Annotated in this window: 13 protein-coding genes and 1 pseudogene; 13 read left to right on the forward strand and 1 reads right to left on the reverse strand. The window is 37.2% G+C overall.

From position 1 onward, the window contains the following. Positions 1 to 20: 20 nt before the first annotated feature. The 8 genes from F9B91_RS03790 (at position 21) to F9B91_RS03830 (ending at position 13,767) form a co-directional block, all read left to right on the forward strand. A complete protein-coding gene (locus tag F9B91_RS03790) occupies positions 21 to 902 on the forward strand; it encodes a class II fructose-bisphosphate aldolase (RefSeq protein WP_001018997.1) in 882 nt (293 codons plus the stop codon). A 116-nt stretch (positions 903 to 1,018) separates the two neighbouring features. After that, the gene (locus F9B91_RS03795) at positions 1,019 to 1,951 is read left to right on the forward strand and encodes an alpha/beta hydrolase (RefSeq protein ID WP_191962408.1); all 933 of its coding nucleotides are present in this window, start codon (positions 1,019 to 1,021) and stop codon (positions 1,949 to 1,951) included. Positions 1,952 to 2,008: 57 nt separating this feature from the next. Next, positions 2,009 to 2,554, forward strand: a complete 546-nt coding sequence (locus F9B91_RS03800) for a histidine phosphatase family protein (RefSeq protein WP_061408643.1) — start codon at positions 2,009 to 2,011, stop codon at positions 2,552 to 2,554. Positions 2,555 to 2,981: 427 nt separating this feature from the next. After that, positions 2,982 to 3,974: an ABC transporter ATP-binding protein gene (locus F9B91_RS03810; RefSeq protein WP_084925847.1), complete on the forward strand. Its 993-nt coding sequence runs from the start codon at positions 2,982 to 2,984 to the stop codon at positions 3,972 to 3,974. A gap of 1 nt (position 3,975) precedes the next feature. Further along, complete coding sequence (locus F9B91_RS03815) at positions 3,976 to 4,794, forward strand: ABC transporter permease (protein ID WP_060628603.1); 819 nt, start codon at positions 3,976 to 3,978, stop codon at positions 4,792 to 4,794. A 1-nt stretch (position 4,795) separates the two neighbouring features. Beyond that, positions 4,796 to 5,581, forward strand: coding sequence for an ABC transporter permease (locus F9B91_RS03820; RefSeq protein WP_084925846.1), 786 nt, complete (start codon positions 4,796 to 4,798; stop codon positions 5,579 to 5,581). A 778-nt stretch (positions 5,582 to 6,359) separates the two neighbouring features. Next, positions 6,360 to 12,971 carry a S8 family peptidase gene (locus F9B91_RS03825; RefSeq protein WP_084925844.1) on the forward strand — a complete coding sequence of 2,204 codons (6,612 nt, stop codon included), beginning with the start codon at positions 6,360 to 6,362 and terminating at the stop codon, positions 12,969 to 12,971. 487 nt (positions 12,972 to 13,458) lie between these two features. Then, entirely contained in the window at positions 13,459 to 13,767 is a 309-nt protein-coding gene (locus F9B91_RS03830; RefSeq protein WP_060805173.1) for a hypothetical protein, read from the forward strand. Between the two features lie 78 nt (positions 13,768 to 13,845). Here F9B91_RS03830 and F9B91_RS03835 read toward each other — a convergent pair whose 3' ends face one another. Continuing rightward, positions 13,846 to 14,205 carry a DUF3397 family protein gene (locus F9B91_RS03835; protein WP_004242853.1) on the reverse strand — a complete coding sequence of 120 codons (360 nt, stop codon included), beginning with the start codon at positions 14,203 to 14,205 and terminating at the stop codon, positions 13,846 to 13,848. A gap of 91 nt (positions 14,206 to 14,296) precedes the next feature. Here F9B91_RS03835 and F9B91_RS03840 point away from each other — a divergent pair, with 91 nt between their 5' ends. The 5 genes and pseudogenes from F9B91_RS03840 (at position 14,297) to F9B91_RS03860 (ending at position 18,996) form a co-directional block, all read left to right on the forward strand. Further along, positions 14,297 to 15,253: a TIGR01212 family radical SAM protein gene (locus F9B91_RS03840; protein WP_025172881.1), complete on the forward strand. Its 957-nt coding sequence runs from the start codon at positions 14,297 to 14,299 to the stop codon at positions 15,251 to 15,253. Continuing rightward, positions 15,237 to 15,794: a tRNA (mnm(5)s(2)U34)-methyltransferase gene (locus tag F9B91_RS03845; RefSeq protein ID WP_084925842.1), complete on the forward strand. Its 558-nt coding sequence runs from the start codon at positions 15,237 to 15,239 to the stop codon at positions 15,792 to 15,794. The genes F9B91_RS03840 and F9B91_RS03845 overlap by 17 nt, the downstream gene beginning before the upstream one ends. Then, on the forward strand, positions 15,787 to 16,041 hold the full coding sequence (locus F9B91_RS03850) for a hypothetical protein (RefSeq protein ID WP_000361085.1): 255 nt from the start codon (positions 15,787 to 15,789) through the stop codon (positions 16,039 to 16,041). Before F9B91_RS03845 ends, F9B91_RS03850 begins: the two co-directional genes overlap by 8 nt. An 11-nt stretch (positions 16,042 to 16,052) precedes the next feature. Continuing rightward, a pseudogene (locus tag F9B91_RS03855) lies at positions 16,053 to 18,108 on the forward strand (cation:proton antiporter). Between the two features lie 27 nt (positions 18,109 to 18,135). Next, complete coding sequence (locus F9B91_RS03860; protein ID WP_150922553.1) at positions 18,136 to 18,996, forward strand: YihY/virulence factor BrkB family protein; 861 nt, start codon at positions 18,136 to 18,138, stop codon at positions 18,994 to 18,996. Positions 18,997 to 19,009: the final 13 nt, after the last annotated feature.

Below are 19,009 nucleotides of genomic sequence, written 5' to 3' on the forward strand. Positions count from 1 at the left end.
TATACAGGAGGCCTGATAAAATGGCAATCGTTTCAGCAGAAAAATTTGTCCAAGCAGCTCGTGACAACGGTTATGCAGTTGGTGGATTTAACACAAACAACCTTGAGTGGACTCAAGCTATCTTGCGCGCAGCAGAAGCTAAAAAAGCTCCAGTTTTGATCCAAACTTCAATGGGTGCTGCTAAATACATGGGTGGTTACAAAGTTGCTCGCAACTTGATCGCTAACCTTGTTGAATCAATGGGTATCACTGTACCAGTAGCTATCCACCTTGACCACGGTCACTACGAAGATGCACTTGAGTGTATCGAAGTTGGTTACACTTCAATCATGTTTGATGGTTCACACCTTCCAGTTGAAGAAAACCTTAAATTGGCTAAAGACGTTGTTGAAAAAGCACACGCTAAAGGTATCTCAGTAGAAGCTGAAGTTGGTACTATCGGTGGTGAAGAAGACGGAATCATCGGTAAAGGTGAATTGGCTCCAATCGAAGACGCTAAAGCAATGGTTGAAACTGGTATCGACTTCTTGGCAGCTGGTATCGGTAACATCCACGGTCCTTACCCAGCAAACTGGGAAGGTCTTGACCTTGACCACTTGCAAAAATTGACAGAAGCTCTTCCAGGATTCCCAATCGTATTGCACGGTGGATCAGGTATTCCTGATGAGCAAATCCAAGCAGCTATCAAACTTGGTGTTGCGAAAGTTAACGTTAACACTGAATGCCAAATCGCATTCGCTAACGCAACTCGTAAATTTGCTCGTGATTACGAAGCAAACGAAGCAGAATACGACAAGAAAAAACTCTTCGACCCACGTAAATTCTTGGCTGACGGTGTAAAAGCTATCCAAGCATCAGTTGAAGAACGTATCGACGTATTCGGTTCAGAAGGTAAAGCATAATCTAGCTGAATAATACAGATGAAACCTACCCATTGGGTGGGTTTTTTGGTGTGAATATATTGTAGAAGAACCAATATTAAGTTGCTAAAAGGTTCTATTTTTTGTACAATAATGCTATGAAAAAACTAAAACAATGTAGTCTTGCCTTTCTTAGTTTCATTCTTTTGTTTCTAGCGGCTACATTTATCTTTCACCGTATCAGTTTGGAAAAGGAACAAGCCTCACTGACACCTATAGGACAACAAGTTCTCGTCAATGGACATCAAATAAATGTTTACGTTGAAGGGGATGGCCCTGAGACTATAGTAGTTCTCTCAGGTGCTGGTATTGCTGCTCCTATATTGGATTTTAAAGAAGTATCGGAATCCTTATCGAAACAGTATAAGGTAGTTATCGTGGAGAGGGCGGGATATGGTTATAGTGATGATAGCAACCATTCAAGAGATGTGATGGAGGTTTTATCTGAGACTCGCCAAGCTCTTTCGCAAGCAAATATCACAGGGCCGTTTATCATTCTATCTCATTCCATGGCTAGTCTAGAGAGTTTGGCTTGGCAGGAGAAGTATCCTGATGAAGTGAAAGCCTTGATTGGTCTGGATTGGGCACTGCCGTCAAGTTATGAGGATTTAAAGGATAATCAGGCCTTGTTAACTGTGGCATATTGGAGCAGCAAGATTGGTTTATTACGCTACTTTCCCGAGTCTTTTTATATAAAAAATCAAACTCTGACTGAAAATGAACGAAAACAATATAAACTTCTAGCTTATAAGCAGTTGATGTCACAAGCCATGCTTCATGAATCCCAAACGGTAAAGGAAAATGCCAAGAAAGTTCCTTCAAACATTAATCCGAAAATTCCGGCCTTACTAATGGTTTCTAATGGTGATGGTACTAGCTTTAGCCAATTTGAGTGGCAACGTTATGCAGAGAGATTTGCAAGCGACCAGTCTAATGTTCAAGTCGTCTATATGGATGCGCCTCATGACCTCTATCATTATCAAAGTAATGAAATAGTTTCTCAGATTGAAGATTTTTTAAAGAGTAATTGATGGTTTAGAGATCATTTTAATTTTAGACTGATGACAATAATTGAAAGGTAATGACTTATGAATAATTCTTATATTTTACTTAGACATGCTCATTCAAAATTTTCAAGTGATGATTTTAATAGAACTTTGTCAGAAAAAGGATTTTCATCTCTTGATCAGTTAGAGTTTTTGAATTCTTTTAATATTGATCATTATTTTTCTAGTCCTTATAAACGAGCATTTGAAACGATTAATAGCTCGCCAATTCAATTTGATAAAATAGTTCTTGATAATCGGTTACGAGAGCGAAAATTATCTTCAACCTTTATAAAAGATTCTGAGTTTGAAGACAGTATTAAATATTTATGGCAAAATCCCAGTGAATCTCTTTCAGAAGGGGAATCAAATCAAGATGCACTAGCTAGAGTACTAAATTTCTTAATGGAATTGGAAGAGAGATACTCAGAAAAAACGATTTTACTTAGTTCACACGGGAATTTGATAGGAATACTACTACATCACTTTGATTCCAGTTTTGATTATGAAAAATGGGAGCAGATGACCTTTCCAGATTGTTTTCTAATTGATAGAAATGGGATTGTGAAAAGAATTATGAAAGATTAGTTCTTTGATTAAATAGCGAATCATATAGGTCAAAATAGTTTGCTTTTTATAATTCGTAACCTGCCCATTGGGTGGGTTTTTTGGTGTTTTAAGGAGACTATTAAGCCAGAATTTTGGACTAATACTCTTCGAAAATCTCTTCAAACCACGTCAGATTTATCTGCAACCTCAAAGCTGTGCTTTGAGCTACCTGCATCTAGCTTCCTAGTTTGCTCTTTGATTTTCATTGAGTATAAAAATAGCACTTTAAGAGAAAAATTTCAATTTCATAAACTTTAAGCAAACGCTTGCATTCTAGTTTTTATTGGATTATAATAGGTTGGTATAAAGCCTTCTGTAGCAATAAAATGTAGAAGTTTTAGAAAGTAAGGATTTAGATATTTGTAGTCAAAAATACAATGTTGTTTCTTACTAAAGGGAGATAGATATGGCAATGATAGAAGTGGAACATCTTCAGAAAAATTTTGTGAAGACAGTCAAGGAACCAGGGTTAAAGGGAGCTTTGCGCTCCTTTATTCATCCTGAAAAGCAGACCTTTGAAGCGGTCAAGGATTTAACCTTTGAGGTTCCAAAAGGGCAGATTTTAGGATTTATCGGGGCAAATGGTGCTGGGAAGTCGACAACCATTAAAATGCTGACAGGGATTTTAAAACCGACATCTGGTTTTTGTCGGATTAATGGCAAGATTCCCCAGGACAATCGCCAAGATTATGTCAAGGATATTGGAGTTGTCTTTGGACAACGTACCCAGCTATGGTGGGATTTGGCTCTGCAAGAGACCTACACGGTGTTAAAAGAGATTTACGATGTGCCGGATTCGCTCTTCCACAAGCGCATGGATTTTTTAAATGAAGTCTTGGATTTGAAGGACTTTATCAAGGATCCCGTGCGGACTCTTTCACTAGGGCAGCGCATGCGGGCGGACATTGCAGCTTCCTTGCTTCACAATCCCAAGGTTCTCTTTTTAGATGAGCCGACCATTGGTTTGGATGTTTCGGTCAAGGATAACATTCGTCGGGCCATTACCCAAATCAATCAGGAAGAAGAAACAACCATTCTTTTGACGACTCACGATCTGAGTGATATTGAGCAGCTCTGTAATCGGATCTTTATGATTGATAAGGGGCAGGAGATTTTTGATGGAACGGTGAGCCAGCTCAAGGAAACCTTTGGAAAGATGAAGACTCTTTCTTTTGAACTGCTACCAGGTCAAAGTCATCTCGTCTCTCACTATGAAGGCCTGCCTGATATGATTATTGATAGACAGGGAAATAGCCTCAACATTGAATTCGATAGTTCTCGCTACCAGTCAGCTGACATTATCAAGCAAACCCTGTCTGATTTTGAAATCCGAGATTTGAAGATGGTAGATACGAATATTGAGGATATTATCCGTCGCTTCTATCGAAAGGAGCTCTAAGATGGTCAAATTGTGGAGACGTTATAAACCCTTTATCAATGCAGGTGTTCAGGAATTGATTACCTATCGAGTCAACTTTATTCTCTATCGGATCGGCGATGTTATGGGTGCTTTTGTGGCCTTTTATCTCTGGAAGGCAGTCTTTGATTCTTCGCAAGAGTCTTTGATTCAGGGCTTTAGTATGGCAGATATCACCCTCTACATTATCATGAGTTTTGTGACCAATCTTCTGACTAGGTCAGATTCGTCCTTTATGATTGGGGAGGAGGTCAAGGATGGTTCCATCATCATGCGCTTGTTGAGACCAGTGCACTTTGCGGCATCTTACCTTTTTACAGAGCTTGGCTCCAAGTGGTTGATTTTTATCAGCGTTGGCCTTCCATTTTTAAGTGTCATTGTTTTGATGAAAATCTTATCTGGTCAAGGGATTGTAGAAGTGCTGGGATTAACTGTCCTTTACCTCTTTAGTTTAACGCTGGCCTATCTGATTAACTTTTTCTTTAATATTTGCTTTGGATTTTCAGCCTTTGTGTTTAAAAATCTTTGGGGTTCCAACCTACTTAAGACTTCCATAGTGGCTTTTATGTCTGGAAGTTTGATTCCCTTGGCTTTCTTTCCAAAGGTTGTTTCAGATATTCTGTCCTTCCTGCCTTTTTCATCATTGATTTACACTCCGGTCATGATTATCGTTGGGAAATACGATGCCAATCAGATTCTTCAGGCGCTCGCTTTGCAGTTTTTCTGGCTCTTAGTGATGGTGGGCTTGTCTCAGTTGATTTGGAAACGAGTCCAGTCCTTTATCACCATTCAGGGAGGTTAGTATGAAAAAATATCAACGCATGCATCTGATTTTTATCAGACAATACATCAAGCAAATCATGGAGTACAAGGTCGATTTTGTCGTCGGCGTGTTAGGAGTCTTTCTGACTCAAGGCTTGAACCTCTTGTTTCTCAATGTCATCTTTCAACACATCCCATCCCTAGAAGGTTGGACTTTTCAAGAAATCGCCTTTATCTATGGCTTTTCCTTGATTCCTAAGGGGTTGGACCATCTCTTTTTTGATAATCTCTGGGCGCTAGGGCAACGCTTGGTGAGAAAAGGTGAGTTTGACAAGTATCTGACTCGTCCTATCAATCCCCTCTTTCACATCCTAGTTGAAACCTTTCAGATTGATGCCTTAGGCGAACTTTTGGTTGGTGGTATCCTACTGGGAACAACAGTGACCAGCATTGCTTGGACTCTTCCCAAATTCCTGCTTTTCCTAGTTTGTATTCCTTTTGCGACCTTGATTTATACTTCTTTAAAAATTGCGACAGCTAGTATCGCTTTTTGGACCAAACAGTCAGGCGCCATGATTTACATTTTCTATATGTTTAATGATTTTGCCAAGTATCCCATTTCCATTTACAATTCATTTCTTCGTTGGTTGATTAGCTTTATCGTACCTTTTGCTTTTACGGCTTACTATCCTGCCAGCTATTTCTTGCAGGACAAGGATGTAATCTTTAACATCGGAGGTTTGATGTTGATTTCCCTTGTCTTTTTTGGTATTTCCCTTAAACTCTGGGACAGGGGCTTGGATTCTTATGAAAGTGCTGGGTCCTAAGATGAAGAAACTCAAAGCCTTGTCTCAGGACAGGCTTTTTCTAATAGAGATGAAAATTTCTTGACATCTATTCTCAGAGTGCTATACTTTAAATGTAATAGCGATTTAGCTTATACTCTTCGAAAATCTCTTCAAACCACGTCAGCTTCGCCTTGCCGTATATATGTGACTGACTTCGTCAGTTCTATCCACAACCTCAAAGCAGTGCTTTGAGCTGACTTCGTCAGTCTTATCTACAACCTCAAAACAGTGTTTTGAGCAGACTGCGGCTAGCTTCCTAGTTTGCTTTTTGATTTTCATTGAGTATCAGTTGGCAGAGCAGGGCACTCGTAAAGCCTAGGTTATAGGTAGATAAACGACTGAGGATTTGAAAAAATAGATATGTAGAAGATAACCGTTAAGTCTTATTCTTAGCGGTTATTTATATTGTTTAATAGCGTTGATATTTCATCAATGATGTTTGACTTTGTGATGTTGCTAGTGCTTTAAGTTGATTGCTACTATTTTTGATGGTGTGAATGTGCTTATAATGTATCTCAGTTAAGTACGAAATTTTTATATCTTTTTTAACACATATTAAAAATAAAATTAATACACCTTAATTTTTCTTGACTTAAATTTTTTTAATTGATATACTATTTTTCAGAGAGCTAACAATTATATATAAATGTACTACTCTATTTCCTAGATAATACTTAGTAAAACTTTTTATAACAAAGGCTAGCAAAGTTAAAGTTTACTATCTATTGGAAGTTAAATAAATATGTAAGGAATTAAAATGAAAAAAAGTACAGTATTGTCATTAACCACAGCTGCAGTTATTTTAGCAGCATATGTCCCTAACGAGGTAATCCTAGCAGATACACCTAGTTCTGAAGATTCTTTAAAAATACCTGATAAAGAAACAGTAGTAGTAGGTAAACAAAACGAAAACAAAGAAAAACTTGAAGATATTCGTAATGTTATAGAAACCTCAAAGGATACTGAAGAGAAGAAAACAACAATTATTGAGAAAAAAGAAGCTGTTAGTAAAGAATCTGTGATAGACAATAACACTAGCAATGAAGAAGAAAAAATCAAAGAAGAAAATTCCAATCAATCCCAAGGAGATAAAGCGGACTCGTCTGTAAGTAAAGACCCAGAAAGTCCCAAAAAAGAGGATAAACTTGTCTATATTGCTGAATTTAAAGATAAAGAATCTGGAGAAAAAGCAATCAAGGAATTATCCAATCTTAAGGATACAAAAGTTTTATATACTTATGATACGGTTTTTAATGGTGTTGCAATAGAAACAACTCCAGATAATCTGGACAAAATTAAACTAATAGAAGGTATGTCATCGGTTGAAAGGTCACAAAAAGTCCAACCTATGATGAATCATGCTAGAAAAGAAATTGGAGTTGAAGAGGCAATCGATTACCTAAAATCTATCAATGCACCATTTGGGAAAAACTTTGATGGCAGAGGTATGGTTATTTCAAATATCGATACGGGGACAGATTATAGGCATAAGGCTATGAGAATCGATGATGATGCCAAAGACTCAATGAGATTTAAAAAAGAAGACTTAAAGGGTACTGATAAAAATTTCTGGTTGAGTGATAAAATTCCTCATGCTTTCAATTATTATAATGGTGGTAAAATTACTGTAGAAAAAGCTGATGATGGAAGCGATTATTTTGATCCACATGGGATGCATATTGCAGGGATTCTTGCGGGAAATGATACTGAAAAAGATATTAAAAACTTTAACGGAATCGATGGAATTGCTCCTAATGCACAGATCTTCTCTTATAAAATGTACTCTGACGCAGGATCTGGCTTCGCAGGAGATGAAACAATGTTTCATGCTATTGAAGATTCGATCAAACACAATGTCGATGTTGTTTCGGTATCATCAGGCTTTACAGGAACAGGTCTTGTAGGTGAGAAATATTGGGAGGCTATTAGAGCGTTAAGAAAAGCAGGAATTCCAATGGTTGTAGCTACGGGTAACTATGCGACTTCTGCTTCAAGTTCTTCATGGGATTTAGTGGCAAATAATAATCTGAAAATGACCGACACTGGAAATGTAACACGAACTGCAGCACATGAAGATGCGATAGCAGTCGCATCTGCTAAAAATCAAACAGTTGAGTTTGATAAAGTTAACATAGGTGGAGAAAATTTTAAATACAGAAATATAGGGGCCTTTTTCGATAAGAATAAAATCACAACAAATGAAGATGGATCAAAAGCTCCTGATAAATTGAAATTTGTATATATAGGCAAGGGTCAAGATCAAGATTTGATAGGATTGGATCTTAGAGGCAAAATTGCAGTAATGGATCGAATTTATACAAAGGATTTAAAAAATTCTTTTAAAAGAGCTACGGATAAGGGCGCACGCGCCATTATGGTTGTAAATACTGTAAATTACTACAATAGAGATAATTGGACAGAGCTTCCAGCTATGGGATATGAGGAGGATGAAGGAACTACTAGTCAAGTATTTTCAATTTCAGGAGATGATGGTGTAAAGCTATGGAACATGATTAACCCTGATAAAAAAACTGAGGTTAAAAGGAATAATAAAGAAGATTTTAAAGATAAATTGGAGCAATACTATCCAATTGATATGGCCAGCTATAATTCTAATAAACCGAATGTAGGTGATGAAAAAGAGATTGACTTTAAGTTTGCACCTGACACAGACAAAGAATTGTATAAAGAAGATATCATAGTTCCAGCAGGATCCACATCTTGGGGACCGAGAACAGATTTGCTTTTAAAGCCTGATGTCTCAGCACCTGGTAAAAATATTAAATCCACTCTCAATGTCATTAATGGGAAATCAACTTATGGTTATATGTCAGGGACTAGTATGGCAACTCCAATCGTGGCAGCTTCTACTGTTTTGATTAGACCAAAATTAAAGGAAATGCTTGAAAGACCTGTGTTGAAAAATCTTAAGGGAGATGACAAAATAGATCTTACAAGTCTTACAAAAATTGCCCTACAAAATACTGCACGACCTATGATGGACGCAACGTCTTGGAAAGAAAAAAGCCAATACTTTGCATCACCTAGACAACAGGGAGCAGGGCTAATTAATGTGGCCAATGCTTTGAGAAATGAAGTTGTAGCGACTTTCAAAAACACGGATTCTAAAGGCTTGGTAAACTCTTATGGTTCTATTTCTCTTAAAGAAATAAAAGGAGAAGAAAAATATTTTACCATTAAGCTTCACAATACATCAAACAGACCTTTGACCTTTAAAGTTTCAGCATCTGCTATAACTACAGATGCTCTAACTGACAGACTAAAACTTGATGAAACATATAAAGACGAAAAATCTCCAGATGGGAAGCAAATTGTTCCAGAAATCCACCCAGAAAAAATCAAAGGAGCAAATATCACATTTGAGCATGACACTTTCACTATAGGCCCAAATTCTAGCTTTGATTTAAATGCGGTTATAAACGTTGGAGAGGCTAAAAACAAAAATAAATTTGTAGAATCATTTATTCATTTTGAGTCAGTGGAAGAAATGGAAGCTCTAAACTCCAATGGTAAGAAAACAAATTTCCAACCTTCTTTATCGATGCCTTTAATGGGATTTGCTGGGGATTGGAATAAGGAACCAATCCTTGATAAATGGGCCTGGGAAGAAGGTTCAAAATCAAAAACAATGGAAGGTTATGATGATGATGGTAAACCAAAAATTCCAGGAACTTTAAATAAGGGAATTGGTGGAGAGCATGGTATAGATAAATTTAATCCAGCAGGAGTTATACAAAATAGAAAAGATAAAAATACAACATCTCTAGATCAAAATCCAGAATTATTTGCTTTCAATAACGAAGGGATCAACGCACCATCATCAAGTGGTTCTAATATTGCTAAAATTTATCCTTTAGATTCAAATGGAAATCCTCAAGATGCTCAACTTGAGAGAGGATTAACACCTTCTCCACTTGTATTAAGAAGTGCAGAAGAAGGATTGATTTCAATAGTAAATACAAATAAAGAGGGAGAAAATCAAATCGACTTAAAAGTCATTTCGAGAGAACACTTTATTAAAGGAATTTTAAACTCTAAGAGAAATGATGCAAAGGGAATCAAATCTTCTAAGCTAAAAGTTTGGGGTGACTTGAAATGGGATGGACTCATTTATAACCCTAGAGGTAGAGAAGAAAATGCACCAGAAAGCAAGGATAACCAAGATCCTGCTACTAAGATAAGAGGTCAATTTGAACCAATTGCAGAAGGTCAATATTTCTATAAATTTAAATATAGATTAACTAAAGATTACCCATGGCAGGTTTCCTATATTCCTGTAAAAATTGATAACACAGCCCCTAAGATTGTTTCGGTTGATTTTTCAAATCCTGAAAAAATTAAGCTGATTACAAAGGATACTTATCACAAGGTAAAAGATCAATACAAGAATGAAACCCTATTTGCGAGAGATCAAAAAGAACATCCTGAAAAATTTGACGAGATTGCCAACGAAGTTTGGTATGCTGGCGCCGCTCTTGTTAATGAAGACGGAGAGGTTGAGAAAAATCTTGAAGTAACTTATGCAGGTGAGGGTGAAGGAAGAAATAGAAAACTTGACAAAGATGGAAATACCATTTATGAAATTAATGGTGCAGGAGATTTAAGAGGAAAAATCATTGAAGTCATTGCATTAGATGGCTCTAGCAATTTTACAAAGATTCATAGAATTAAATTTGCTGATCATGCTGATGAAAAGGGGATGATTTCCTATTATCTAGTAGATCCTGATCAAGATTCATCTAAATACCAAAAGCTTGGCGAGATTTCTGAATCTAAATTTAAAAATTTAGAAAATAGAAAAGACGATAGTCTTAAAAAAGATACAACTGAGGAAGAAAATCATCAAGACAATGAAGAGTCTATTGAAGAAAAATCTAGCTTGACTATTCATAAAACTATTTCAACAATTAGAGAGTTTGAAAGTAAAGACTTGAAGAAACTCATTAAAAAGAAATTTAGAGAAGTTGATGACTTTACAAGTGAAACTGGTAAGAGAACAGAGGAATACGATTATAAATACGATGATAAGGGAAATATCATTGCTTATGACGATGGTAGTGCCTTAGAATATGAAACTGAAAAACTTGACGAAATCAAATCAAAAATTTATGGTGTTCTAAGCCCGTCTAAAGATGGACACTTTGAAATTCTTGGAAAGATAAGTAATGTGTCTAAAAATGCCAAGGTATATTATGGAAATAACTATAAATCTATAGAAATCAAAGCGACCAAGTATGATTCCCATTCAAAAACGATGACATTTGATTTATACGCTAATATTAATGATATTGTGGATGGATTAGCTTTTGCAGGAGATATGAGATTCTTTGTTAAAGATGATGATCAGATAAAAGCTGAAACGAAGATTAGAATGCCTGAAAAAAATAAGGAAACTAAAACAGAATATCCATATGCATCAAGTTATGGGAATATAATAGAATTAGGAGAAGGAGATCTTTCAAAGAATAAACCAAATAATTTAACTGAAATGGAATCTGGTAAAATCTATTCTGATTCAGAAAAACAACAATATCTATTAAAGGATAATATCATTCTGAGAAAAGGCTATGCACTAAAAGTGACTACCTATAATCCTGGAAAAACGGATATGTTAGAAGGAAATGGAGTCTATAGCAAGGAAGATATAGCAAAAATACAAAAGGCCAATCCTAATCTAAGAGCCTTATCAGAAAAAATAATTTATGCTGATAGTAGAAATGTTGAAGATGGAAGAAGTACTCAATCAGTATTAATGTCGGCTTTGGACGGCTTTAACATTGTAAGGTATCAAGTGTTTAGATTTAAAATGAACGATAAAGGGGAGGCAATCGATAAAGATGGAAATCTTGTAACAGATCCTTCTAAACTTGTATTATTTGGTAAAGATGATAAAGAGTACACTGGAGAGGATAAGTCCAATGTAGAAGCTATAAAAGAAGATGGCTCTACGTTATTTATTGATGCAAAACCAGTAAACCTTTCAATGGACAAGAACTACTTTAATCCATCTAAATCTAATAAAATTTATGTACGAAATCCAGAATTTTATTTAAGAGGTAAGATTTCTGATAAGGGTGGTTTTAACTGGGAGTTGAGAGTTAATGAATCTGTTGTAGATAATTATTTAATCTACGGAGATTTACACATTGATAACACTAGAGATTTTAACGTTAAGCTTAATGTTAAAGACGGTGACATCATGGACTGGGGAATGAAAGACTATAAAGCAAACGGATTCCCAGATAAGGTAACAGATATGGATGGAAATGTTTATCTTAAAACTGGCTATAGCGATTTGAATGCGAAAGCGGTTGGAGTACACTATCAATTTTTATATGATAATGTTAAACCAGAAGTAAACATTGATCCTAAGGGAAATACTAGTATTGAATATGCTGATGGAAAATCTGTAGTCTTTAACATCAATGATAAAAGAAATAATGGATTCGATGGTGAGATTCAAGACAAACATATTTATGTAAATGGAAAAGAATATAAATCATTTGATGATATTAAACAACTAACAGATAAGACACTAAACATTAAGATTCTTGTAAAAGATTTTGCAAGAAATACGACCGTAAAAGAATTCATTTTAAACAAAGATACGGGAGAGGTGAGCGAATTAAAAGCTCATACGGTGACTGTGACCATTCAAAATGGAAAAGAAATGAGTTCAACGATAGTGTCGGAAGAAGATTTCATTTTACCTGTCTATAAGGGTAAATTAGAAAAAGGCTATCAATTTGATGGTTGGGAAATTTCTGGTGTCGAAGGGAAAAAAGACGTTGGCTATGTTCTTAATCTATCAAAAGATACCCTTATAAAACCTGTATTCAAGAAAATAGAGGAGAAAAAGGAGGAGGAAAATAAACCTACTTTTGATGTATCGAAAAAGAAAGATAAGGTGCAAGCAAATCATAGCCAATTAGATGAAAATTACAAAAAGGAGGATTTACAAAGAGAAAATCATTCACACAACTCTGATTCAACTGAAGGTGTCAAAGCTACAGTTCCTGTACAAGTAAATTATAGTCAATTAGGTGAAAGTCATAGAAAAGAGGATTTCCAAAGAGAAAATCATTCACACAACTCTGATTCAACTGAGGATGTTACATCTCCAGTTCCTGATAAAAATGATAAAAACTTTGAAAATAAGAAGGAAGTTTATCTCAATGAACCAGAGAACATAGCTAATAAACATACCAATATTGATAGTAAATCAACTACTAACAATGATAGGTTGCCAAAAACTGGAACAGTTAGCGAAGTCTTCACGTCATTGGTTGCCGGAATAATGTTTACCGTAGGTGCATTTCTTGGATTGAAGAAAAAAGATCAAGATTAAGACAAAGCTATAGAAACATGGTTTGTGTACTGAGATGAGATAGTGTGGTGATGAAACAATTTTGTGAAAATAGCCATCTATAACTCAATTATTTAGTTTACTTTACTATTGATACTCTTTTCGGCTTTATTAATGGACTTAGTTTTGATAACTAATGAATTGATTGAAAGGGTTAGTATTGACAATATTGGTCATATTAATTAGAAAATAGAGTCTATCAAAATTTAAAGGTTAATGGAGGTGATGAGACAATTTCAAGGAATTAAGTAGCGTTTGGTTGCTTAATTCCTTTTTATTTGGAAGGAAGTTTTTCACCTGATTCCTTATTTTATCGCTATTATTCAACCACTTAGACCGATATAGAGACCAGATAGGCAAAAGAACTTGTTCTTGAAACTGACCTCTGCTATAATGATTTGTGTAAAGGACGTGAGGGGGGCAGTATTAGACAACTCAAGTTCCTAAAAACGAAATTGGAGATAAAGAAATGAAAAAATTATTGGGGATTGTATTTTTAGTAGCAGCAGCGACAGTAGTGTATTTTGGTTCTGTTGGCTGGCCAAGTTTGGACATTAACCTCTGGTCATTGATTCCGGTAGGCTTGTTCCTCTTTTTCACTCTAGAGAATCTTTTGAAAAAGGATTACAAGGCTAGTCTGATGTGTTTGATTATTGCCTTTATTATTGCGAATGCAATTTTGGACCTGTTGCCAATTTCAAGTGGCTTGGTGATTGGAGCAGGTGTGCTAGCTTGTGTAGGTATTGGCTATCTATTTCCTGATAAAGAGAGTAAATAGAAATTATTGAAAAAGATATAAAGAAAAACACTTCAATCACTGTATTTAGTTTGATTGAGGTGTTTTCGATTTAGTTTTTTATTTCTGAGCCATCAATTCAACAATCATCTCGATATACATGACAAGGGTTAATAAGAATCCAGCACGCCAGAAGAATTTGATGAATTTAGGATAGTAAAAGCTACGTTTTTTCAAAAGAAAGAAAAAAACGAGAATAATGGCTAGGAGTGAGAGGGCTAGGCCCAGTCTAGGGAGGAAATTATGGGTAAAGGTTTTAGCTGTAATCAGGTAATACTCAAATACCAAGACTGGAAAGGCCAAATCCGCAAAGTTTCGTCCTAGTTTTTTTAATCTAAAAAGTTTGGTTATGATAATGCAGACGACTAAGGTCAGTATCAATAATAAAATAGATGCTAATTTCATTAAAATCATACCCATATTGTATCATAAAAAATGGCTAATGGAAACGAGAAACAGAGGAATTTATAGGAAAGTCAGGCTTTTGAGATTGTGGGTGATTTTTGTTATAATGAAGGTTATGAAATCTTATAATACCTTGAATGATTATTATCGAAAACTCTTTGGAGAAAAGACTTTTAAAGTCCCTATTGATGCGGGATTTGACTGTCCCAATCGTGATGGAACTGTGGCTCATGGGGGCTGTACTTTTTGTACGGTTTCAGGTTCTGGAGATGCTATCGTAGCACCGGATGCACCCATCCGTGAGCAATTTTATAAGGAAATTGACTTTATGCACCGCAAGTGGCCAGATGTTCAGAAGTATCTGGTTTATTTTCAAAATTTTACCAACACCCATGAAAAGGTTGAAGTTATTCGAGAGCGCTATGAGCAGGCTATCAATGAGCCAGGTGTGGTAGGAATCAATATTGGAACGCGCCCAGACTGTTTACCCGACGAAACCATCGAATATTTGGCTGAGTTGTCGAAACGCATGCATGTGACGGTTGAATTGGGCTTGCAGACCACTTATGAGGCAACCTCTGATCTGATTAACCGTGCCCACTCCTATGAATTGTACGTGGAGACGGTCAAGCGTTTGAGAAAATATCCCAAGATTGAGATTGTTTCTCATTTGATCAACGGACTTCCTGGTGAAACCCATGAGATGATGATTGAAAATGTCCGCCGTTGTGTCACGGATAACGATATTCAAGGGATTAAACTGCACTTGCTTCACCTGATGACCAATACTCGTATGCAACGGGACTACCACGAGGGACGTTTGCAACTGATGAGTCAGGACGAATATGTCAAGGTCATCTGTGACCAACTGGAAATCATTCCCAAGCATATCGTCATCCATCGAATCACAGGAGATGCACCTAGAGATATGCTGATTGGGCCTATGTGGAGCCTCAATAAGTGGGAAGTGCTCAACAGCATTGAGATGGAGATGCGACGTCGTGGAAGTATTCAAGGATGCAAGGCTGTAAAACAGGAGTTTGAAAATGAAAAGACCACTTGAGATGGCACATGATTTTTTGGTTGAGGTAGTGACAAAAGAGGATATCGTAGTGGATGCGACCATGGGTAATGGTCATGACACGATTTTTTTAGCGAAACTAGCTAAGCAAGTCTATGCCTTTGATATTCAGGAGCAAGCCTTGGAAAAGACCCAAGAGCGTTTGGACCAAGCTGGAATGACAAATGCCCAGTTAATCTTGCAAGGTCACGAGACACTGGACCAGTTTGTGACAGAAGCCAAGGCAGGGATTTTTAATCTGGGCTATTTGCCATCAGCTGATAAATCCGTCATTACCCGACCTCAGACAACGATTGAAGCATTAGAAAAGCTGTGTCATTTGCTTGTCAAAGGTGGACGGATTGCTATCATGATCTATTATGGTCATGAAGGAGGCGATCTAGAGAGGGATGCTGTCTTGGATTTTGTCAGCCAGTTGAACCAACAAGAGTACACAGCTGCCATTTACCGAACCCTGAACCAAGTCAACAACCCACCGTTTTTAGTGATGATTGAAAAATTAGAGAGATATAGACATGGATAAACAATACCTACGTGAAAAGCTGGATGCCATGCGCCAGAATTTTGTTGAATCAACTCACCATGAACGAGCGGTGGGTGTGTTAGACCAAGCGCATATGAGCAAAAAAATGCTTAAAATCAAGAAAAAATTAGTTGCTCTTGAGATGGAACGGTGTCAGAGAAAAATTGAGCACAAAGATTGTTCCAAGATTGACCAAAAAATCAAAGAGCAGAAGGAGATTTTTGAATCTTGTTGTAAAAAAGATTAAGGAGGACGTGCGTGGAATTATTGATTTACCTCATCCTATTTTTACTGGTCTTGATTGTCTCAAGTACAACCAATAAGCTCCTGCCCTTTTTGCCTCTCCCTTTGGTGCAGATTCTTTTGGGAATCGTGATTGGTCTTTTTTTTACCCAATACCGACTTTCACCTCAATACGGAGTTGTTTTTGGCACTGGTTATCGGGCCCTTGCTTTTCCGAGAGTCGGAGGAAGCAGATATTACGGCTATTTTAAAACACTGGCGAATCATTGTTTATCTCATATTTCCAGTGATTTTCATCTCGACCCTGAGTTTGGGTGGCTTGTCCCATCTTCTTTGGCTCAGTCTTCCCTTGGCGGCTTGCTTGGCTGTTGGGGCGGCACTTGGCCCTACGGACTTGGTAGCCTTTGCCTCTCTTTCGGAGCGGTTTAGCTTTCCTAAGCGCGTGTCCAATATCCTTAAGGGTGAAGGACTCTTGAATGATGCTTCTGGCTTGGTTGCCTTTCAGGTAGCTTTGACAGTTTGGACAACTGGGGCCTTTTCCCTTGGGCAAGCGAGTAGTTCGCTCATCTTTTCAATCCTAGGCGGTTTTTTGATTGGCTTTTTAACAGCCATGACCAACCGTTTCCTCCATAGTTTCTTACTTAGTGTACGAGCAACGGATATTGCCAGCGAACTTTTATTAGAATTGAGTTTGCCCTTGGTAACCTTCTTCCTGGCAGAAGAAGTCCACGTTTCAGGGATTATTGCCGTTGTAGTTGCTGGGATTTTAAAGGCAAGCCGTTTTAAGAAAATTACGCTCCTTGAAGCCCAGGTGGATACGGTGACCGAGACGGTCTGGCATACAGTGAATTTTATGCTAAACGGTTCTGTCTTTGTGATTTTAGGGATGGAGTTGGAAATGATAGCAGAACCTATCTTGACCAATCCAATCTATAATCCCTTACTTTTATTGGTATCTCTTATAGCCCTTACCTTTGTCCTCTTTGCCATTCGTTTTGTCATGATTTATGGCTATTATGCTTATAGGACCCGACGACTTAAGAAAAAACTGAATAAGTATATGAAGGACATGCTTCTTTTGACCTTTTCAGGTGTCAAGGGAACGGTGTCAATTGCTACGATTCTTTTGATACCAAGTAATCTAGAGCAGGAGTATCCTCTCTTACTTTTCCTTGTCGCAGGTGTGACGCTTGTAAGCTTTTTAACAGGCCTCGTGGTCTTGCCTCATCTTTCTGATGAACAGGAAGAAAGCAAGGATTATCTCATGCATATCGGCATTTTGAATGAAGTAACGCTAGAGTTGGAAAAAGAGTTGGAAGGCACCAGAAATAAACTTCCCCTCTATGCGGCTATTGACAATTACCATGGACGTATTGAAAATCTCATCCTGAGTCAAGAAAATAAGGGGGCTCAAGAAGACTGGGAGGCTTTAAAACTTCTCATCCTCAGTATTGAAAGTGATGGTTTAGAACAGGATTACGAAGAAGGCAAGATGAGTGAGCGTGCTTATCGGGTTTACCAACGTTATTTGAAAAACATGGAACAAGGTATCAATCGCAAGTTTGCTTCACGTTTGACCTATTATTTCCTTGTTTCCTTGCGGATTTTACGTTTTCTCCTTCATGAAGTCTTTACCTTTGGCAAGACCTTCCGTAGTTGGAAAAATGAAGAATCGCAGAAACTCAGAGCCCTTGACTATGATCAAATAGCAGAGCTCTATCTAGAAAATACAGAGATGATTATTGAAAGTTTGGAGAACCTAAAAGGTGTTTATAAGAGTTCCTTGATTAGCTTCATGCAGGATTCTCGTCTCCGAGAAACAGCTATCATCACCAGTGGTGCCTTTGTCGAACGGGTTATCAATCGTGTAAAGCCTAACAATATCGATGAAATGCTGAGAGGCTATTATCTGGAGCGCAAGTTGATTTTCGAATATGAAGAAAAACGATTGATTACGACCAAGTATGCCAAGAAGTTACGACAAAATGTGAATAACTTAGAGAACTATTCCTTGAAGGAAGCTGCCAATACTCTGCCTTATGATATGGTGGAATTGGTAAGAAGAAATTAATCAAGATTATAAGTGAAGGAGTGTGACATGAAAAAGTGGTGGAAAGAGCAGATAGACAAGCCTTTATTAAAAGCTTTTTTGCATTATTATCAAGCATCAGATAGTGAGTTGACCAGTGTTGCTGTAGCCTACTATTGGTTGATTTCGATTTTTCCACTTCTTTTGGTGGTGGTTAATATCCTCCCTTATTTTCGGATTCCAGTTTCTAATTTTTTAAAAGTTGTCAATGAATTCTTGCCGGAAAGCATGTATGATGTGGTGGCAAAGATTATTACAGAAGTGCTGACCCAACCGTCAACAGGCTTATTGAGTTTTGCGGTTTTATCAGCCCTCTGGACCTTTTCAAAATCCATGAATTTCCTACAGAAAGCCTTTAATAAAGCTTACGGAGTAGCTAAAAATCGTGGGATGATTTCCCATCAGCTCATGAGTTTGTTTGTCAGTTTTGGCTTGCAGATTCTCTTTGCCTTAGCTCTATTTCTCAGTGTCTTTGGTCGCATGCTCCTCAACCTTATCAAAAGTTACTGGAAATCAGATAGTCCTCTCTTTGATTATCTGCAAGACCTAACAGGTCCCTTGGTCTATGCTTTGATTTTTGCAATCTTGGTCATGCTTTATTATTTCCTGCCTAATGTTAGGGTCCGACGAATTCGCTTTGTATTGCCAGGTAGTGCCTTTGTTATGCTGACTCTGGCCTTACTGCTCAATATCTTTTCAGTCTATGTTAACAATTATGTCAATCACCTAGTGGACGTGCGTTTTTTCAGTTCCGTCGTCGTGGTGGTCATGATGTTCTGGTTTATTCTCATCGCTAAGATTTTAATTGTCGGCGCGGTGATCAATGCCAGTGTTCAGAGTTTGAAAGATCCGAGCTTGAGAATAAATTAATTTCATTTTTTAT

Source organism: Streptococcus mitis, assembly GCF_008763935.1.
Classification (GTDB): Bacteria; Bacillota; Bacilli; order Lactobacillales; family Streptococcaceae; genus Streptococcus; species Streptococcus mitis_DB.

Coding starts and splice junctions, on each gene's coding strand:
- F9B91_RS03810 (WP_084925847.1), top strand. CDS start 2,982: ATGGCAATGATAGAAGTGGAACATCTTCAGAAAAATTTTGTGAAGACA.
- F9B91_RS03800 (WP_061408643.1), top strand. CDS start 2,009: ATGAATAATTCTTATATTTTACTTAGACATGCTCATTCAAAATTTTCA.
- F9B91_RS03835 (WP_004242853.1), bottom strand. CDS start 14,205: ATGGGTATGATTTTAATGAAATTAGCATCTATTTTATTATTGATACTG.
- F9B91_RS03815 (WP_060628603.1), top strand. CDS start 3,976: ATGGTCAAATTGTGGAGACGTTATAAACCCTTTATCAATGCAGGTGTT.
- F9B91_RS03860 (WP_150922553.1), top strand. CDS start 18,136: ATGAAAAAGTGGTGGAAAGAGCAGATAGACAAGCCTTTATTAAAAGCT.
- F9B91_RS03840 (WP_025172881.1), top strand. CDS start 14,297: ATGAAGGTTATGAAATCTTATAATACCTTGAATGATTATTATCGAAAA.
- F9B91_RS03790 (WP_001018997.1), top strand. CDS start 21: ATGGCAATCGTTTCAGCAGAAAAATTTGTCCAAGCAGCTCGTGACAAC.
- F9B91_RS03820 (WP_084925846.1), top strand. CDS start 4,796: ATGAAAAAATATCAACGCATGCATCTGATTTTTATCAGACAATACATC.
- F9B91_RS03845 (WP_084925842.1), top strand. CDS start 15,237: ATGAAAAGACCACTTGAGATGGCACATGATTTTTTGGTTGAGGTAGTG.
- F9B91_RS03825 (WP_084925844.1), top strand. CDS start 6,360: ATGAAAAAAAGTACAGTATTGTCATTAACCACAGCTGCAGTTATTTTA.
- F9B91_RS03850 (WP_000361085.1), top strand. CDS start 15,787: ATGGATAAACAATACCTACGTGAAAAGCTGGATGCCATGCGCCAGAAT.
- F9B91_RS03830 (WP_060805173.1), top strand. CDS start 13,459: ATGAAAAAATTATTGGGGATTGTATTTTTAGTAGCAGCAGCGACAGTA.
- F9B91_RS03795 (WP_191962408.1), top strand. CDS start 1,019: ATGAAAAAACTAAAACAATGTAGTCTTGCCTTTCTTAGTTTCATTCTT.